The following is a 17,140-nucleotide window of genomic DNA, read 5'->3' as shown; positions in this document are numbered from 1 at the left end:
TATTAAGGCCTCATTCGGTTAGACAAGCCACTTGTTAAAAAGTTTCAATAAAAACCAAAAATTTCTCATCTCCCCTTTGATGAAAAGACGACATCACTCTTGCAATCATTCAGCACATGACACTTGACTCATCTTGATATTATTCAACAAAAATAAACACAGGACAATTCTATCAATTTTGTCTAGTTATGTTAGTTTTTGTTGAGAATGCTAGATTGCTCGTTTAATATAACGATATAAAGATTTTTCAGTATTTTCAAAAAGGGGGATTTATTGTGGGTTTAGGTAAAAAATTGTCCGTCGTTGTCGCTGCTTCGTTTATGAGTTTATCGATCGGCCTTCCGGGTGTTCAGGCTGCTGAGAATTACCAGCTTAAGGAGAATCAAACAAACTTTCTTCCCAAAAGCGCCATTGCACAAACAGAGCTCTCTGCTCCAAATGACAAAGCTGTCAAACAGTTTTTGAAAAAGAACAGCAAAGTATTTAAAGGCGATCCCGCCAAAAGACTGAAACTTGTGGAAAGCACAACTGACGCTCTTGGGTACAAGCACTTTCGATACGTGCCTGTTATTAACGGAGTGCCTATTAAAGATTCCCAAGTGATCGTTCACGTCGATAAATCTGACAAAGTCTATGCGATCAATGGAGAATTGCACAATCAGTCTGCTTCAAAAACAAAAAACAGCAAAAAGGTATCCTCTGACAAAGCATTGGCACTCGCTTTTAAAGCCATTGGCAAATCACCTGACGCCGTTTCTAACGGAAGCGCAAAAAACAGCGATAAAGCGGAGTTAAAAGCGGTAGAAACAGAGGACGGCAGCTATCGTCTGGCTTACGATGTCACGATTCGCTATATTGAACCTGAACCTGCGAACTGGGAAGTCTTAGTGGATGCCGAAACAGGCAGCATTATAAAACAACAAAATAAAGTAGAACATGCAGCCGCAACAGGATCAGGGACCACACTAAAAGGTGCAACAGTTCCTCTGAATATTTCTTATGAAAGCGGCAAATATGTTTTAAGAGATCTGTCAAAACCAACCGGCACTCAAATTATCACGTATGATTTACAAAACAGACAAAGCCGCCTTCCGGGAACGCTAGTCTCAAGCACAACAAATAAATTCACAACTTCATCACAGCGCGCAGCTGTAGACGCCCACTATAACCTGGGTAAAGTGTATGATTATTTTTACTCGACGTTTAAACGGAACAGCTATGACAACAAAGGCAGTAAAATCGTTTCTTCTGTTCACTACGGCAGCCAGTATAATAACGCCGCTTGGACAGGGGATCAAATGATTTACGGTGATGGAGACGGCTCCTTCTTCTCCCCGCTTTCCGGCTCCTTGGATGTGACAGCGCATGAAATGACACACGGTGTCACTCAAGAAACAGCCAACCTTGTCTATGAAAATCAGCCTGGGGCATTAAACGAGTCGTTCTCTGATGTGTTCGGTTACTTTACTGATACAGAAGACTGGGATATCGGTGAAGACATTACGGTCAGCCAGCCGGCTCTCCGCAGCTTGTCCAATCCGACAAAATATGACCAGCCTGACAATTACGCCAACTATCAAAACCTTCCGAATACAGATGAAGGCGATTACGGCGGTGTACACATAAACAGCGGAATTCCAAACAAAGCCGCTTACAATACTATTACAAAACTAGGCATTTCTAAATCACAGCAGATTTATTACCGTGCGTTAACAACGTATCTTACGCCTTATTCCACTTTCAAAGATGCGAAGGCCGCCCTCATTCAGTCTGCCCGTGACCTTTATGGCTCAACTGATGCCGCAAAAGTTGAAGCAGCCTGGAATGCCGTCGGTTTGTAATTTCTAAATGAAAAGCCTGAGATATCTCAGGCTTTTTCTTGATTTTCAAGTTTTTTTGAAAATCTGCAGCTGTTTCACGACAGCCGGACATATGTTAATGTTCAAATGTGCGGACTGCCTACCTTACCTCTGAACAAATCGCAGACTGCGCACATACTAACCCGGTCATTATCCGCCGGCCAATTGTTTAAAAAAACGGGTTTAGTGATGTCAAAAGAGGTTCCGTCGGGGCTTACCATTAAAAGATGCAGAAGTCATTTCTACGACATTTATAAGGCGATTGGGTAGAAGGCGACCTTTTCCACACCATGAAAATCCTAATCCCGACTGTTGCGTCAGAGCAAATTTACATGAGATTCTAAAGCTAGGCCCAAGCCGCTTATGTTCATCGCGAGGAGCCTCCGATGCTGATGCGCACGGCGATCCTGATGACGTTGTTCCGTATGAGCAAAGCGGATTAATATAAGACTCTCACAAAAGCAGGTCATGTTGCAGTTATGTATTACAAGTAATAGCTAACAAATAAAAGAGAAAAATCTTACTCTCCCAACCCAAATATATTGACAAAATTTTTTATTTATGCTATAATTTACTATTAATATTTTTGTGTGTATAATAAGATTCTCCTGGCCGGGGGAATCTTATTTTTGTTTATCAGGAGGACATGATATGAAGGAAAATGAGTCCAGTTTAACAGCTTTACTATCTGCTTTTAGCCGAGCCTATCACAGTCAATATGACACACCTAAAATTTTTGACGATTATATTGCCAAACACCTTATTTCTGAAAAAGAGTTTTCCGACATTAGTCAAAATATGATACAAGGCATACAGTTTTTCAATAAGGATATTGCCTTGAAGTTTCAAGATGACCCAGAGGAAATGCTGAAGTGGATTACACAAGTCCAGCTTTCCCCTACGCCCTTAGCTCGAGCAGCATATTGTGAGAAAGTATTGCGCAACGAAGCGGTGCTGGGGGCAAAACAGTATGTCATTCTTGGCGCCGGGTTAGATACTTTCTGCTTTCGGCATCCAGAGCTGGAAAACAGCTTAGATATATATGAAATTGATTACCCCGCTACACAGCAATTGAAAAAGAAAAGATTGGATCATGCACAGCTGACTATCCCAACGAATCTTCATTTGGTTCCTATGGACTTTACCAAAACGTTTTCATATCAGCCTCTCTTAGATGAAGGCTTTGATAACAAAAAAACGTTCTTCAGCCTTTTAGGAGTTTCTTATTACTTGACGAAAGAAGAAAATAAAAGCCTGCTTAACCATTTATTTGCCCATGTTCCCTCGGGAAGCTCTATCGTTTTTGATTATGCAGACGAAACGCTCTTTGAAACAAAAGGAATGTCTAATAGAGTTGAACATATGGTGAAGTTGGCTTCAGCAACCGGTGAACCGATGAAATCGTGTTTTACTTATCATGAAATCGAAAAAGCATTAGATTCAGCTGGTTTACTCATCTATGAACATGTCACACCAGCTGAAATCAATGACCTTTTCTTTAAGAAACGAACGGATTATTTGTCAGCGTTTGAAACCATTCATTATATACACGCCGTAAAAAAATAAACCCCTTGGTTCATCACCAAGCTCGCCTCTCAATCAATGGTTAAAGATTGGGAGGTTTTTTGCGCATGAAAATAAGCTGCCGTCATATATACGGCAGCTTAAACTAAAGGCTTTACCATGATCATGTATGACTTGTCTGCCTCATCTTTCTCCGTCTTGAGCTGTTCAAAACCGCACTGGCTCAAAAAACGGATCCATTCATTCCGGTCAATTGGAACCGCTGTAAATAGCGCTCTGTGTTTTTCCTGAAGCGATTGGCCGATCTGTTCAATGATCTCTCTGGCATGTCCCTTTCTTTCTTCAGCAGGATCAACCAGCACAGTTCCCAGCCATGGCTTTCCGTTGGAAGGAGCCCATTCGAGATGATAGCTGACGGCAACAGGCAGGCCGTCTTTTTCCCATACAAGCCATGATCCGTTATACATCGAGTAGGAGATCATATAGCTTTCTGCATCTTTTTCCCCAAACTCTTCCTTTTTCCAAACAGGATGAGCCTCCGCAATTTCCTCAAACCAACTGAGGTCATCCTGTTCAAATGGTCTATTTTTCAGCATGAAGATACTCTTCCAATATTGTTTTATGTATAGATGGGTTTCCGGCCAGCACACAGTGATTTTCTAAAAAGGTGAACGGTTCACCTTCAGTCGTTGTATAGATGCCCCCTACTTCGTTTAACAGCACACACCCGGCTGCGTAATCCCAAGGAGCAAGCCGCATCGTAATGTAAGCGTCAATTCTTCCCGCAGCGACGTTTGCCAGTTCTAAAGCGGCAGAGCCATAGGAGCGTGTTCCTCTCACCCTTTTCACAAGCGGCGCCAGCACACCCGGGTCAATTCTTCTGTTTTCCGTCACCCATGTTGCATTAATGGCAAGAATCGCTTCTTCAATAATGGTTTCCTTTAAAGGAGACAACTCCGTTTCATTCATATAAGCACCTTTACCACTAAACGCGTGATACAGTTCATCATGCACCACATCGTAAATTAAACCGATTTTGCCTTTTCCATTTTCAAAAATACCAATTGAGATTGCAAAATTTCTTTGCTGGTGCACAAAATTCATCGTGCCGTCAATCGGATCGATAATCCAGACGACACCCTCCAATGAGTGGATTTTATCTCCTTGTCCTTCTTCTCCAAGTATGCGATGCCCCGGAAAGGTTTCTTGAATGCGGTCAATAAAAAACTTTTCCGTTTCCTTGTCAATATTGGTGACTAAATCATTCGGATTTGATTTTGTTTCAATTGTCAGGCTTTCGTGCATCGACTGTTTAATTCTTGCGCCTGCTTCTTTTATCCATTTCTTTGCAGTCTCATCAATTTCCGTCCAATTTGTCATTCATGCGTACCTCTTTTCTATGTAGACCTTTATTTTATAGAATACTGATAACGGCAGTGAAAAAGCAAGGAAAATGAAAAATATGCCTTCTCACGTAAAAACGAACCATTCACGCGGTTCGTTTTCACTATAGCTTTTTACCCGTTGAGGCGAATCCATTCTTTTCTGAGACGTTCAAGTTTGTTTTTGCTTAGTTCAATCTGTTCGTCATTTTCTTTCTGCATTGCCTCATAAAGGGTTGCCAATTCATAATCAACCTCTAGTCTCCAGACAGCTACACGGTTGTTTTTCTCTTCCCTAAATCCCTCTTTCACAACTTGCCTCATTGTCTTTCGCCCCTTCCAGAGATCATTTGTTTTAAAAAAGCATCCCATTTTGCCATTCAACAATGATACTTCTTATATCCTATGATTCTTCTATTTACCTGTAACATGATTCTGAAAATTGTGTGTTTACCTATTCGTTTATTACCACATTCCCCCTCTCTTCAAACGCGTGCTCATCTTTTTGCTGCGCGTTCTAACTGTGATAAAATATGTATACTTAGCATGAAGGAGGAAAATCATGACACAAATGCGTTTTACTGAAGAAGACTTTCACACATTTACAATAGACGGCTTAGACGCGCGCATGGAGGTGTTAAAAGAGCGGGTTCGTCCGAAGCTGACTGCTCTAGGCGAGCACTTTGCCCCGACATTATCTGCTTTAACCGGAGATGAAATGTTCCCCCATGTGGCCAAGCATGCAAGAAGATCAGTCAACCCTCCCGCAGACAGCTGGGTGGCTTTTGCCAATAGCAAAAGAGGCTATAAAAAACTGCCGCATTTTCAAATCGGCTTGTGGGAGAGCCATGTTTTTGTATGGTTCGCGATCATTTATGAGTCCCCTATAAAAGAAGAATACGGCAAATTGCTTGAAGCGAATCAAGACAGCGTTACAAATCACATTCCAGACAGCTTCGTTTGGTCTGCGGATCACACAAAGCCAGGGGTCCATAAGCAGTCAGAAATGGACAAGGAACAACTCAAGACATTGTTTGAACGTTTGCAGACCATAAAGAAAGCCGAACTGTTATGCGGTATACAGCTTTCAAAAGATGAGGTGCTGAGTATGAATAACGAAGAATTTCTGCAGCGAATCGACGATGCCTTCCAGCAGCTTGCATTTCTGTATCGCTTAACCCAAAAAGTATCTCAAGCATAAAAAAGAGCCGGGATCTTTCATCCGGCTCTTTTCCTTTTACATCTTAATCTTTGCCTGGTCAGATTCCTTCGCCTGCTTGACCGTACGATAAGGAGAGTATGTACTTTGTTCCTCAAACTCGCCGCATAGCTTTTTTTCTTCAGCTTTTCCCGGCACAATTTCTTTGAAACGCCGGTACGCCTTAAGCAGGTCTTCACGATCGGCTCCCTTTTCATAAGCCTGTTCAACCTGCTGGAAAAATGCAATCACATCCACTGCTTCTTCGGTTGTCCAATCTTCATTCATGGGATATTGGTATTCCATTTTCTTCACTCCTTATAAATTCGCTTTCCTTTTACAAAAAGCATCTTCATTTGATCATAAATTGTTCTTTACATTCTTTCAAGTTCATAATATAATTCATTTGTTTTACGTCTAAAAAACGGTTGAGAAACTGATTTTAATACACACTAATATGCATAGGTATTACTACAAAGGTGGGAAAACAATTGTCGCAACATGAAACACCCTTATACACAGGCCTGAAAAAGCACGCAAGCAGACAGCCTGTTCAATTCCACATTCCCGGCCATAAAAAAGGGGCAGGAATGGATCCAGAGTTCAGACAATTTATCGGTGAAAACGCGTTAAGTATAGATTTGATTAATATTGAACCATTAGATGACCTGCATGCGCCCAAAGGCATTATTAAAGAAGCGCAGGATTTGGCGGCCGAAGCCTTCGGCGCGGACCACACCTTTTTTTCTGTTCAGGGCACAAGCGGCGCAATCATGACAATGGTGATGGCTGTCTGCGGACCTGGAGATAAAATCATCATTCCAAGAAATGTGCACAAATCCATTATGTCAGCTATTGTATTTTCCGGAGCTGTCCCAATCTTTATTCATCCTGAAATTGACAATGAACTGGGCATCTCTCACGGCATTACACTTGAATCCGCTAAACGGGCGCTGAGTGAACATCCTGATGCCAAGGGGCTTCTAGTGATCAACCCGACATATTTCGGAGTAGCTGCTGATTTAAAAAGCATCGTAGAATTAGCCCATTCCTTTAATGTGCCGGTTCTGGTCGATGAAGCACACGGCGTTCATATTCATTTTCATGACCAATTTCCGCTTTCAGCGATGCAGGCAGGTGCAGACATGGCCGCGACAAGTGTGCATAAGCTAGGCGGATCACTGACACAAAGCTCTATCCTAAACATGAGAGAAGGCCTTGTATCTAAAGACAGAGTGCAATCGATACTCAGCATGCTGACAACCACGTCTACTTCTTATTTGCTTCTAGCCTCTTTGGACGTCGCCAGAAAACGTCTTGCGACAGAGGGCTATCAGCTTGCTGAAGAAACGTTGAAGCTTGCCAACCAGACGAGAGAACGTCTGAACCAAATTGAGGGCATTTACTGTGTCGGTTCTGAAATTCTCGGTTCTAAAGCAGCTTACAATTATGACCCGACAAAATTAATTATTTCAGTTAAAAATCTTGGGCTCACAGGGCATGATGTCGAGAAGTGGCTGAGGGAATCCTTTAATATTGAAGTAGAGCTTTCAGATCTTTATAACATCTTGTGTATCTTCACGCCTGGTGACAGCCAAAACGATGCGGATCGCCTTGTTGAAGCTTTAAAAGAGATTGCGCGTCAAATGTCAGCAAATGATGTTACGCATCAACAGACAAAGGTACTGCTTCCAGAAATCCCGTTACTGGCGATGACGCCGCGTGACGCTTTCTATGCGAATACAGAAGTTGTTCCATTAAAAGAAGCAGCAGGACGGATTATCGCTGAATTTGTAATGGTGTATCCGCCTGGAATTCCTATCTTTATCCCCGGCGAGATTATTACAGAAGAAAACATCAGCTACATCTTCAAAAACATTGATGCCGGACTTCCAGTTCAAGGACCGGAGGACTCTACTCTAAGCATGATTCGAGTTATAAAAGAGCAAAAAGCTATTCAATAAATACAAAAAGCATGCGGCTAAGCCGCATGCTTTTTCTTACTCTTCATCAAGAGGACACTGACATTGTCCGCAGCATGTTCCGTATAACGTTGTAACCTTCTCATCCTCGAAGTAATGAATGGCTTCGTTACAATCTTGGCAAACAATCGTACCCATCTCTCATTCCCCATTTCTTTTAATTTTGAAAACGCTTAATTTCTTTTATTGGTATTATATTAATATGTCACATTTAAAATGTCAACAACAAACTGTATAACACATTTATTTGGAAAAGCTTTTAATGTAACACGTTTTTCTTTTCGGTTATATGAATTATCATCTTCATAACAAACGCTTTCATTCGATACTTATGCTGAAAAGACATGGTGATTTCATGTTTTCTTGAACTTTTTTTGAATCGTGTAACGAAATTGCAAATGATTCGCGATGAATAAAATGTGCGTTCAGAGTATTGGGTTTAAAGGAATGTTATCTCTCTTTAAAAACGGTTTCAATTATATAACAATTAGGTAACAAGAAGCAGATGACGCGGTTACTCGTGATAAACTAAAACTAGTTTACTATGGTTTATACAGAGGAGAAGATAGATGCGATATCGCGCGGTATTTCCCATACTGATGATAATATTTGCTTTATCGGGCTGCACCCTTTCCACAATCAATCCAATACAAAAAAGCCGAATTGACAGCATTCATCATACTCAAATCCTATTTTTTTCTGATGAAAATCAAATTGATCAAGAGGCGTCATATTATGATGCTCTGCTTGATTTAGAAAAGGATTATCCTGATCAAATAGATAAAATGAAGGTATACGATAACAGGAAAGGCTGGGAAGATGAAATCGAAACCGTCCCTACTCTCATGGTAGTTGATCAGCGGCATGTCGTTGTGAAAATAGAGGGATGTGTGAAAAAGAAAGAAGACATTATTAAACCATTACAGCATGTACTGTCTAAATAAAGGAAAACAGCCCTCGCTTACAGCGGGGCTGTTTTTTTATGTTATCTCTATTATTTTACGATGTGAATCGGGCTTCCGATTGCCACTTCAGCAGCTTCCATTGTGATTTCACCCAATGTTGGATGCGCATGAATTGTCATAGCGATATCTTCAGCAGTCATGCCGCCTTCGATAGCTAAGCTTAATTCAGAAATCATGTCAGAAGCGCTTGCGCCGGCGATTTGCGCACCGATCACAAGGCCGTCCTCTTTACGAGTGATCAGCTTCATGAAGCCGTCTGTTTCGTTAAGAGAAAGCGCACGGCCGTTTGCTGCAAATGGGAATTTAGCAGCAACAATGTCAAGGCCTTCTTCTTTCGCCTGTGCTTCAGTGTAACCGACTGATGCAAGCTCAGGCTCAGAGAAGACAACCGCAGGAATACCAAGGTAATCGATTTCTGCAGGCTCTCCAGCGATCGCTTCTGCAGCAATCTTACCTTCGTAAGATGCTTTGTGAGCAAGCGGCGGTCCTTCAATGATATCACCGATTGCATAGATGTTAGGGACGTTTGTACGGCACTGTTTGTCAGTTTTGATAATACCGCGGTCAGTCATCTCAATACCGACTTGATCAAGACCAAGTTCATCAGTATTTGGACGGCGTCCGACAGTGATCAATACGTAATCAGCATCAACGGTTTTTTCTTCACCTTTTACTTCGAAAGTGACTGTTACGCCGTCAGCCTTTTCTTCAACGCCTTTAGCCATCGCGTTTGTATGGATTTCAACATTGCCTTTTTTCTTCAGTCTGCGAGTAACAAGGGAACTCATTTGTTTTTCGAAGCCTGGGAGAATTTCATCTCCGCCTTCAAGAATGACAAGCTCAGTTCCGAAGTTTGCATACGCAGTTCCAAGCTCAGTTCCGATGTATCCGCCGCCAATGACAACGAGTTTTTTAGGAATTTCTTTAAGAGCCAAAGCGCCTGTTGAATTTAAAACACGCTCAGTATATTTGAAGTTTGGCAATTCGATAGGACGAGAACCAGTCGCAATGATTGCGTTTTTGAACGTGTATGTTTGAGCAGAATTCTCATCCATTACACGAACTGAATTGCTGTCTACGAAGTAAGCTTCGCCTTTTACTACATCTACTTTGTTGCCTTTAAGAAGACCTGCTACACCGCCAGTAAGCTTGTTAACAACAGAAGTTTTCCACTCTTGAACTTTTGTGAAATCAACTGTTACGTTCTCAGCAGTGATTCCCATGTCATCAGAATGCTTAGCATTCTCATAACGGTGGCCAGCATTGATCAGCGCTTTTGAAGGGATACATCCAACGTTCAGACAAACGCCTCCAAGAGTTCCTTTTTCAACGACTGTTACTTTTTGTCCAAGCTGTGCAGCGCGGATGGCAGCTACATAGCCGCCAGGTCCCGCACCAATTACAAGAGTATCTGTTTCAATAGGGAAATCTCCTACTACCATAACATTACGCCTCCATTAAAATTAATTGTGGATCGTTCAGTAAACGCTTGATGTGATTGAGTGCATTTTGCGCAGTCGCTCCGTCGATCATACGGTGGTCGAAGCTGAGAGAAAGAGCTAAGACTGGAGCTGCTACGATTTCGCCATCACGAACAATCGCTTTTTCTGCAATGCGTCCGATACCAAGAATCGCAACTTCTGGATGGTTGATAACCGGAGTGAACCATTGTCCGCCGGCAGAACCGATGTTTGTAATTGTGCAAGATGCGCCTTTCATTTCAGCTGGAGCAAGCTTGCCTTCACGAGCTTTTGTTGCAAGGCTGTTGATCTCATCAGAAATTTCAAAGATCGCTTTACGATCTGCATTTTTTACAACCGGCACAAGCAAGCCTTTTTCAGTGTCAGCAGCGATACCGATGTTGAAATAATGTTTTTGGATTACTTCATCTGTTTTATCGTCAATTGACGTGTTTAAAACAGGGAATTTTTTCAGTGCAGATGTAAGAGCTTTTACAACGTAAGGCAAGTATGTCAGCTTGATGCCTTGATCAGCAGCAACCTGTTTGAACTGTTTACGATGTGCAACAAGGTTTGTTACGTCCACTTCGTCCATTAGTGTTACGTGAGGAGCAGTGTGTTTAGAGTTAACCATCGCTTTTGCAATTGCTTTACGGATACCGCTCATTTTTTCGCGAGTTTCTGGGAATTCGCCTTCTGGAGCTGGTGCAGCAGCCGGTTTAGCAGCTGTTTCTTGAGGTGCAGCCGTTTCTTGCGGCGCAGCTTCTTGTGCTCCTCCGTTTACAAAGCTGTCGATATCTTCTTTCACAACACGTCCGTTGTTGCCTGAACCAGTTACTTTGCGAATATCTACGCCTTTTTCACGAGCGTATTTACGTACAGAAGGCATAGCGATCACGCGTTTGTTCGGGTCAACTTCAGCTTGATCCTGCTGTCCTGCGCCAGTTTCTTTAGCAGGCTCTTCAGCACGCTCTTCTTTCGCAACATCTTGTCCAGCTTCACCAGTAGACTGAACTTGCGCTTCAGTTTTTGCGTCGCCAGACTCATCGCTGCCTTTAAATTGAAGGTCTTCGTAACCAGGTGCATCAAACGTAATGATCGTTTGTCCAACAGTTGCAACTGTTCCCTCTTCAACTTTTAATTCTAATACTTTTCCTTTAACAGGTGAAGGAATTTCTACTACTGCTTTATCATTTTGGACTTCAGCCAGTACATCATCTTCGTCTACCTCATCGTTAGGCTTGACAAACCATTTTACGATTTCGCCTTCGTGGATACCTTCCCCGATATCTGGAAGTTTAAATTCAAATGCCACAGTTCTCGACCTCCTAGTTTGATTAAGCAATTTTAAAGTTTACATCGTAAGCATTGAAAACACATATATAATGGAGGGAAAGCGTTTCAGCTCCCTCCCGATTATGCAATTTGATTAAAATTCAAGTACTTTTCTAGCTGTTTCAAGAACGTCTTTATGGTTTGGAAGCCATACGCTCTCCGCTTGAGAGAAAGGAAATACTGTATCAGGCGCAGCAACGCGAAGTACAGGCGCTTCCAAGCTCAAAATCGCACGGTCATTGATTTCAGCTACTACGTTCGCAGCAACGCCGGCTTGTTTTTGAGCCTCTTGAACAACAATCGCGCGGCCTGTTTTTTCCACAGATGCAATGATTGTGTCGATATCAAGCGGGCTGACTGTGCGAAGGTCAACAACTTCAGCAGAAATGCCGTCTTTTTCAAGCTCTTCAGCTGCTTTTAATGATTCATGAACCATTGCGCCGTAAGTGATGATTGAAAGGTCAGTACCTTCACGTTTTACGTCAGCTTTGCCAAGCTCAATTGTGTATTCTTCTTCAGGAACTTCCTGACGGAAAGAACGGTAAAGCTTCATGTGCTCTAAGAAAACAACAGGATCGTTGTCTCTGATCGCAGAAATCAAAAGTCCTTTGGCATCGTAAGGAGTTGATGGAATAACAACTTTGATACCAGGCTGTTGTGCAACAAGACCTTCTAAGCTGTCAGCGTGAAGCTCAGGAGTATGAACACCGCCGCCGAACGGAGAACGAATGGTTACAGGTGAAGTCCAGCGTCCGCCAGAACGGTAACGCATACGAGCCATTTGGCCAGAAACTGAATCCATTACTTCGTAAACAAATCCAAAGAATTGGATTTCCATTACCGGACGGAAGCCGTTTAAGCCTAAACCAAGGGCAAGACCGCCGATACCAGATTCAGCAAGAGGCGTGTCAAACACACGGTCTTCACCGAATTCTTTTTGCAATCCTTCTGTCGCACGGAATACGCCGCCGTTAACACCAACGTCTTCTCCGAAAACTAAGACATTTTCGTCATTTTTCAGTTCTGTGCGTAACGCATCCGTGATTGCTTGAATCATTGTCATTTGCGCCATGGCTTACTTCGACTCCTTCTGTGTATAAATTTCAAATTGCTCCTCAAGGTTATGAGGCATTTTTTCGAACATGATTTTCATTAAATCAGTTACTTTTTGCTTAGGCTCAGCATCCGCTTTTTTGATCGCCTGCTTAATTTCTTCTTTTGCATCCTCGATTACTTTTGTTTCTTCTTCTTCAGACCATAGGCCTTTGTTTTCAAGGAACGCACGGAAGCGTACAAGCGGATCTTTTTGCTCCCACTCGTTTTCGATTTCTTTTGTGCGATATTTAGTCGGATCGTCACCAGCCATTGTGTGCGGGCCATAACGGAATGTCAGTGTTTCAATCAGTGTCGGGCCTTCGCCGTTAATCGCCCGTTCGCGTGCTTCAGCAGTTGCAGCGTATACAGCAAGCGGATCCATTCCGTCTACTTGTACACCCACAATACCGGCAGCTACTGCTTTTTGTGCAATTGTGCCTGCTGCAGATTGTTTTTCAACTGGAGTTGAAATCGCGTAACGGTTGTTTTGCACCACGAAGATCGCAGGTGCTTTATAAGCGCCGGCAAAGTTAATTCCTTCGTAGAAGTCCCCTTGTGAAGCTCCGCCGTCACCAGTGTAAGTGATTGCGACAGCTTTCTTACCGCGTTTTTTAAGACCTAGCGCAACACCGGCCGTTTGAATGTATTGAGCACCGATAATGATTTGTGGAGAAAGGGCATTCACATCATCAGGCATTTGGTTACCCCGGAAATGTCCGCGAGAGAACAGGAACGCTTGATATAATGGAAGGCCGTGCCAGATTAACTGAGGCACATCACGGTATCCCGGAAGAACGAAGTCTTCTTTTTCAAGCGCGAAATGTGTAGCAATCTGAGAAGCTTCTTGGCCCGCAGTAGGAGCGTAGAATCCGAGACGTCCTTGACGGTTTAATGAGATAGAGCGCTGATCAAGCACACGCGTAAATACCATGCGGCGCATAAGCTCTTTCAATTGATCATCAGTTAAATCAGGCATCGCCGCTTCATTCACGACTTCTCCCTTTTCATTTAAAATTTGGAACGTTTCGAACTGCTTTTTAATGGCATCAAATTGCTTCTTACTATCAACGATTACTTTTTTCGTTTTTGCAGCCATACTAAGTCACCTCTTCCTTTCTTTTAAACAGTCATTAGACGTGCATTCCTTTTATACATACAAACTTAGGGTACCCTAAAGTATCAGCAGCAAGTCGTATATATTTTAGCCGATCCCCAGTTTGCCGAAACCATTTATGTAGGATAGTTACACTCTGCTTTGAACTGTATTATTTCGAAGTTGTAAAAAACTAATACAACACCGCTTAACATGGATTAGTTTACACCATATAAAGAAGAACCGTCAATCGTTTTCATCGCTGATTTTCAATAAATGTATTCGCTTTACATTTTCTATAAAAAAACAGATGCAACCTGCACCTCAAACTGTACTAGTATAACCTATCACACTGTACTACAATAGAAATTTAAATTTTGAATAGAATTTAAAAAAAGAGCTGATCATAGTCAGCTCTTTTTTATGTGATAGCCTGCGGCGTCATATAAATCTTCGCGGGCTTTATTATATTTCTCCGTTTGCACATCAAATTCTCCGCTTTGTTTAAGGACTTTTTTATAAGAAGCATTTGCTTTTTCGATCTGCTTTTCAAGCTTATCCAGCGTCAAGTCTTTGTCTTTCAGAAGCTTATACAGTTTTTTATCAAGTTTAATGGCTTTTTCATATTCTTCAGACATAGAGCTGTATGCTGCATATCTTTTTTCCATATGATCTGCCGCAGTCTCAGCCTTTTTCTTTATGTGTCTATCCTTAATAGTTTCAGCGGATTTTTTTGCTTCCTCAAATTCTGATTCGGATTTCTCGATGCTCTCATTTTCAAGCTTTAGATGTTCTTCACGTTTATTTACATTCTCTAACGCCTCATTTGATAAAGAAACGATTTTTTTATAATCATCCATATTAAGCTTGATGACATCATTGTAAAGAGCATGTTCTTTTTTCTCTAATTCCTCGAGCGTTTTCTGTTCTTCTTGAAACGGCTTTTCTAGATCAGCGACTTTTTCTAATGAGTCATGAAGTGAGTCCAGCGGATCCTGTCCCACACACCCGGTTAAAAGTAAACTCAAAGCGCAAAAGGCTCCGATTTTCACACCGTGTCGCCGTTTTATTCTTTCTTTCACGTTAAATCCCCCAATCTTGACATTTTCTACTATAGAATCCATAAAGATATTTGACAATAGCCAGATGGTTATCTCATGGTTTGCTGAACAAAAAATCAAATCTAAATCGTGAAAAATCAGGACAGATGACCATACAACTTTTTTGTTTTTACATAGGTTATTGTAGACGCTATGCCTACTACAAGGCTCTGGCGTAATTAAAAGAGGAGGTTATGTTCATGTACGGTTATGGATATGGTTACGGCGGAGGCTGCTGCAGTTATGGTTACGGATATGGCGGAGCAGGATATGGCCGCACATTTGCGTTAATTGTTGTTTTATTCATTCTGTTAATCATTGTCGGAGCTGCTTATTTAGGCGGAGGCTGTTAATCATTACACAGTAAAACACTGACCAGCCATTTACGGCTGGTCATTTGTTTCGTTGCACCTTTACGAAGAAATCCGATATAATTTACATATTAAGCTTTAGGAGTGAAGTTTCTTGATTACTATGGAAAACATCGTGCGCGACGGCCACCCTGCCCTAAGAGTGACAGCAGAGCCTGTCGGGCTGCCTGCCACAGAAGAAGAAAAACAGCAGCTGGCAGATATGATTGAATTCGTAAAAAACAGCCAAAATCCGGAATTAGCCGAAAAATATAAGCTGCGTCCCGGCGTGGGACTCGCGGCTCCTCAAATTAATATTAATAAACGGATGATCGCAGTCCATGCAGAAGATGCTTCCGGGAAGTTATACAGCTATGCATTGTTTAATCCAAAGATCGTCAGCCATTCCGTTGAAAGAAGCTACTTAACAAGCGGTGAAGGCTGCCTGTCAGTTGATGAGGCAATTCCCGGCTTTGTTCCGCGCTATGCTCGTATCAGAGTGAAAGGAACAACACTGGAGGGTGAACAAATTGATATTCGTTTAAAAGGATTTCCGGCGATTGTATTTCAGCATGAAATCGACCATTTAAATGGCGTTATGTTTTATGATTATATCAATAAAGAAAATCCTTTTAATGAACCTGAAAATGCGATTGCGATTGACCGCTAAAAGAAAATATGCGGCTGACACTCTAAGTGCCAGCCGCTTTTTTATTTTAGCAGGCCTAATTCTTTGACAGCATGAGCAATTCCATCCTCGTCTACAGGCTTTGTTACAAAATCCGCAACTTCTTTTAATTCAGGAACGGCATTCCCCATGGCAACGCCTGTTCCGACAAACTGAATCATTTGCAGATCATTTAATCCGTCGCCGAAGGCATATGTATCGCTGATATCAAACGGAAGACGCTCGATTACTTTTTTAATCCCCTCCGCCTTTGATCCGCCGCGCGGCAGAACATCAGTCGAAAGCTCATGCCAGCGCACAAGATCGAATTCAGGAAAAGCCGCATAAACTTTTTCTTCTTCATCCTGGCAAAACAACAGAAGCTGAAAAATGTCTTTTCCTTCATAGAAGAGGTCATCGGTTTCAGGATAGTCGGTCTTCAGGCTGCCGATTCCCTCCAAAACATGAGGATGATCTGCAACAGTTGCTTTCATTGTATCTTCAGCCATAAACACAACCGGGTGGCTTCCTTCTCCCGCCTGCTTTAACAATCTTCTGATAGCCTCTTCAGGCAGCGGATTCTTATAAATCACTTCTTTTTCAAAGACGACATACTGACCATTGTAGGAAATAAATGAGTGAATGCCTAACTCCTCTAAAATCGGTTTCACCAGAAACGGGGACCGCCCGCTGGCGATAAACACATGGTGTCCCTGCCGCTGAAGCTCTGCTACCGTTTTTCTTGTGCTTTCCGGTATTTTTTTGTCATGATCATATATCGTGCCGTCAATATCGAAAAAGATTAATTTTGAGTCCATCGTTATTCCCCTTTATGTCTTAATCTGCAATTCCCACACTCATCATACAAAAAGATTCCGGTTCAGCAAACCATTTCCCTCAAAAACTAAATAAAATTCCATTAATATCCACGAAAAGTCCGTGCTAAACTCCGTATACTATTTGTATACAACAACCTTGGACAAGTAACAATTGAAGGAGGGGCCTGCGTTATGCTTAGGAAATTAAAAAAGAAGCTCAGAAGACAATGGAACGGAATGCTCCGCAGGAAAGTCATTGCCTGATAAGGGATCTGTCACTTTTTCAAAGGTCCTTATTTTGCTCAAGACTTT

The 17,140-nt window shown here is 42.1% G+C and carries 18 protein-coding genes; 7 read left to right on the top strand and 11 right to left on the bottom strand.

Annotated features, from left to right (window positions below):
* The first annotated feature begins 275 nt into the window (after positions 1-275).
* Positions 276-1,841 (top strand): M4 family metallopeptidase, encoded by a 1,566-nt coding sequence (locus LJF29_RS09250; RefSeq protein ID WP_229148133.1) that lies wholly within the window; start codon positions 276-278, stop codon positions 1,839-1,841.
* Between the two features lie 669 nt (positions 1,842-2,510).
* Complete coding sequence (locus LJF29_RS09245; protein WP_229148132.1) at positions 2,511-3,425, top strand: class I SAM-dependent methyltransferase; 915 nt, start codon at positions 2,511-2,513, stop codon at positions 3,423-3,425.
* A gap of 98 nt (positions 3,426-3,523) precedes the next feature.
* Here the strand turns inward: LJF29_RS09245 and LJF29_RS09240 are convergent, their stop codons facing one another.
* From LJF29_RS09240 to LJF29_RS09230, 3 genes are all read right to left on the bottom strand, one after another.
* Positions 3,524-3,979: a GNAT family N-acetyltransferase gene (locus LJF29_RS09240; RefSeq protein WP_229148131.1), complete on the bottom strand. Its 456-nt coding sequence runs from the start codon at positions 3,977-3,979 to the stop codon at positions 3,524-3,526.
* The gene (gene suhB, locus LJF29_RS09235; RefSeq protein WP_010334111.1) at positions 3,966-4,763 is read right to left on the bottom strand and encodes an inositol-1-monophosphatase; all 798 of its coding nucleotides are present in this window, start codon (positions 4,761-4,763) and stop codon (positions 3,966-3,968) included. Before suhB ends, LJF29_RS09240 begins: the two co-directional genes overlap by 14 nt.
* Positions 4,764-4,900: 137 nt before the next feature.
* On the bottom strand, positions 4,901-5,089 hold the full coding sequence (locus tag LJF29_RS09230; protein ID WP_010334110.1) for a hypothetical protein: 189 nt from the start codon (positions 5,087-5,089) through the stop codon (positions 4,901-4,903).
* Positions 5,090-5,327: 238 nt separating this feature from the next.
* Here LJF29_RS09230 and LJF29_RS09225 point away from each other — a divergent pair, with 238 nt between their 5' ends.
* Complete coding sequence (locus LJF29_RS09225; RefSeq protein WP_168747698.1) at positions 5,328-5,966, top strand: YktB family protein; 639 nt, start codon at positions 5,328-5,330, stop codon at positions 5,964-5,966.
* A gap of 36 nt (positions 5,967-6,002) precedes the next feature.
* Here the strand turns inward: LJF29_RS09225 and LJF29_RS09220 are convergent, their stop codons facing one another.
* Positions 6,003-6,269 carry a UPF0223 family protein gene (locus LJF29_RS09220; protein ID WP_229148130.1) on the bottom strand — a complete coding sequence of 89 codons (267 nt, stop codon included), beginning with the start codon at positions 6,267-6,269 and terminating at the stop codon, positions 6,003-6,005.
* A 185-nt stretch (positions 6,270-6,454) separates the two neighbouring features.
* Here LJF29_RS09220 and speA point away from each other — a divergent pair, with 185 nt between their 5' ends.
* Positions 6,455-7,927: an arginine decarboxylase gene (gene speA, locus LJF29_RS09215; protein WP_229148129.1), complete on the top strand. Its 1,473-nt coding sequence runs from the start codon at positions 6,455-6,457 to the stop codon at positions 7,925-7,927.
* A 36-nt stretch (positions 7,928-7,963) separates the two neighbouring features.
* Here the strand turns inward: speA and LJF29_RS09210 are convergent, their stop codons facing one another.
* Positions 7,964-8,083: a GapA-binding peptide SR1P gene (locus LJF29_RS09210; protein ID WP_010334106.1), complete on the bottom strand. Its 120-nt coding sequence runs from the start codon at positions 8,081-8,083 to the stop codon at positions 7,964-7,966.
* A 431-nt stretch (positions 8,084-8,514) separates the two neighbouring features.
* On the opposite strand from LJF29_RS09210, the gene slp reads away from it, so the two are divergent.
* Positions 8,515-8,889, top strand: coding sequence for a peptidoglycan-associated lipoprotein Slp (gene slp / locus LJF29_RS09205; RefSeq protein WP_168747694.1), 375 nt, complete (start codon positions 8,515-8,517; stop codon positions 8,887-8,889).
* A gap of 50 nt (positions 8,890-8,939) precedes the next feature.
* Here slp and lpdA read toward each other — a convergent pair whose 3' ends face one another.
* The 5 genes from lpdA to LJF29_RS09180 all read right to left on the bottom strand — a co-directional run bounded on the left by lpdA (position 8,940) and on the right by LJF29_RS09180 (position 14,975).
* Positions 8,940-10,352: a dihydrolipoyl dehydrogenase gene (lpdA, locus tag LJF29_RS09200; RefSeq protein ID WP_168747692.1), complete on the bottom strand. Its 1,413-nt coding sequence runs from the start codon at positions 10,350-10,352 to the stop codon at positions 8,940-8,942.
* Between the two features lie 4 nt (positions 10,353-10,356).
* A complete protein-coding gene (pdhC, locus tag LJF29_RS09195; RefSeq protein ID WP_024121262.1) occupies positions 10,357-11,685 on the bottom strand; it encodes a pyruvate dehydrogenase complex dihydrolipoyllysine-residue acetyltransferase in 1,329 nt (442 codons plus the stop codon).
* 114 nt (positions 11,686-11,799) lie between these two features.
* Complete coding sequence (gene pdhB, locus LJF29_RS09190) at positions 11,800-12,777, bottom strand: pyruvate dehydrogenase complex E1 component subunit beta (RefSeq protein WP_029441235.1); 978 nt, start codon at positions 12,775-12,777, stop codon at positions 11,800-11,802.
* Positions 12,778-12,780: 3 nt separating this feature from the next.
* Positions 12,781-13,896: a pyruvate dehydrogenase (acetyl-transferring) E1 component subunit alpha gene (gene pdhA / locus LJF29_RS09185; protein WP_024121261.1), complete on the bottom strand. Its 1,116-nt coding sequence runs from the start codon at positions 13,894-13,896 to the stop codon at positions 12,781-12,783.
* A gap of 407 nt (positions 13,897-14,303) precedes the next feature.
* Positions 14,304-14,975 (bottom strand): YkyA family protein, encoded by a 672-nt coding sequence (locus LJF29_RS09180; protein WP_229148128.1) that lies wholly within the window; start codon positions 14,973-14,975, stop codon positions 14,304-14,306.
* A gap of 218 nt (positions 14,976-15,193) precedes the next feature.
* On the opposite strand from LJF29_RS09180, the gene LJF29_RS09175 reads away from it, so the two are divergent.
* Both LJF29_RS09175 and def read left to right on the top strand, forming a co-directional pair.
* Positions 15,194-15,346 carry a YjcZ family sporulation protein gene (locus tag LJF29_RS09175; RefSeq protein WP_010334100.1) on the top strand — a complete coding sequence of 51 codons (153 nt, stop codon included), beginning with the start codon at positions 15,194-15,196 and terminating at the stop codon, positions 15,344-15,346.
* A 112-nt stretch (positions 15,347-15,458) separates the two neighbouring features.
* Positions 15,459-16,013 carry a peptide deformylase gene (gene def / locus LJF29_RS09170; RefSeq protein ID WP_229148127.1) on the top strand — a complete coding sequence of 185 codons (555 nt, stop codon included), beginning with the start codon at positions 15,459-15,461 and terminating at the stop codon, positions 16,011-16,013.
* A 41-nt stretch (positions 16,014-16,054) separates the two neighbouring features.
* On the opposite strand, the gene LJF29_RS09165 is transcribed toward def, so the two are convergent.
* Positions 16,055-16,828 (bottom strand): Cof-type HAD-IIB family hydrolase, encoded by a 774-nt coding sequence (locus LJF29_RS09165; protein WP_229148126.1) that lies wholly within the window; start codon positions 16,826-16,828, stop codon positions 16,055-16,057.
* Between the last annotated feature and the right edge of the window lie 312 nt (positions 16,829-17,140).

It is taken from the genome of Bacillus sp. LBG-1-113 (assembly GCF_020708615.1).
In the GTDB taxonomy this organism is placed as follows: Bacteria; Bacillota; Bacilli; order Bacillales; family Bacillaceae; genus Bacillus; species Bacillus mojavensis.
Note: the sequence above shows the minus strand (reverse complement) of the source record. Positions and strands in the feature narration are given on the sequence as shown.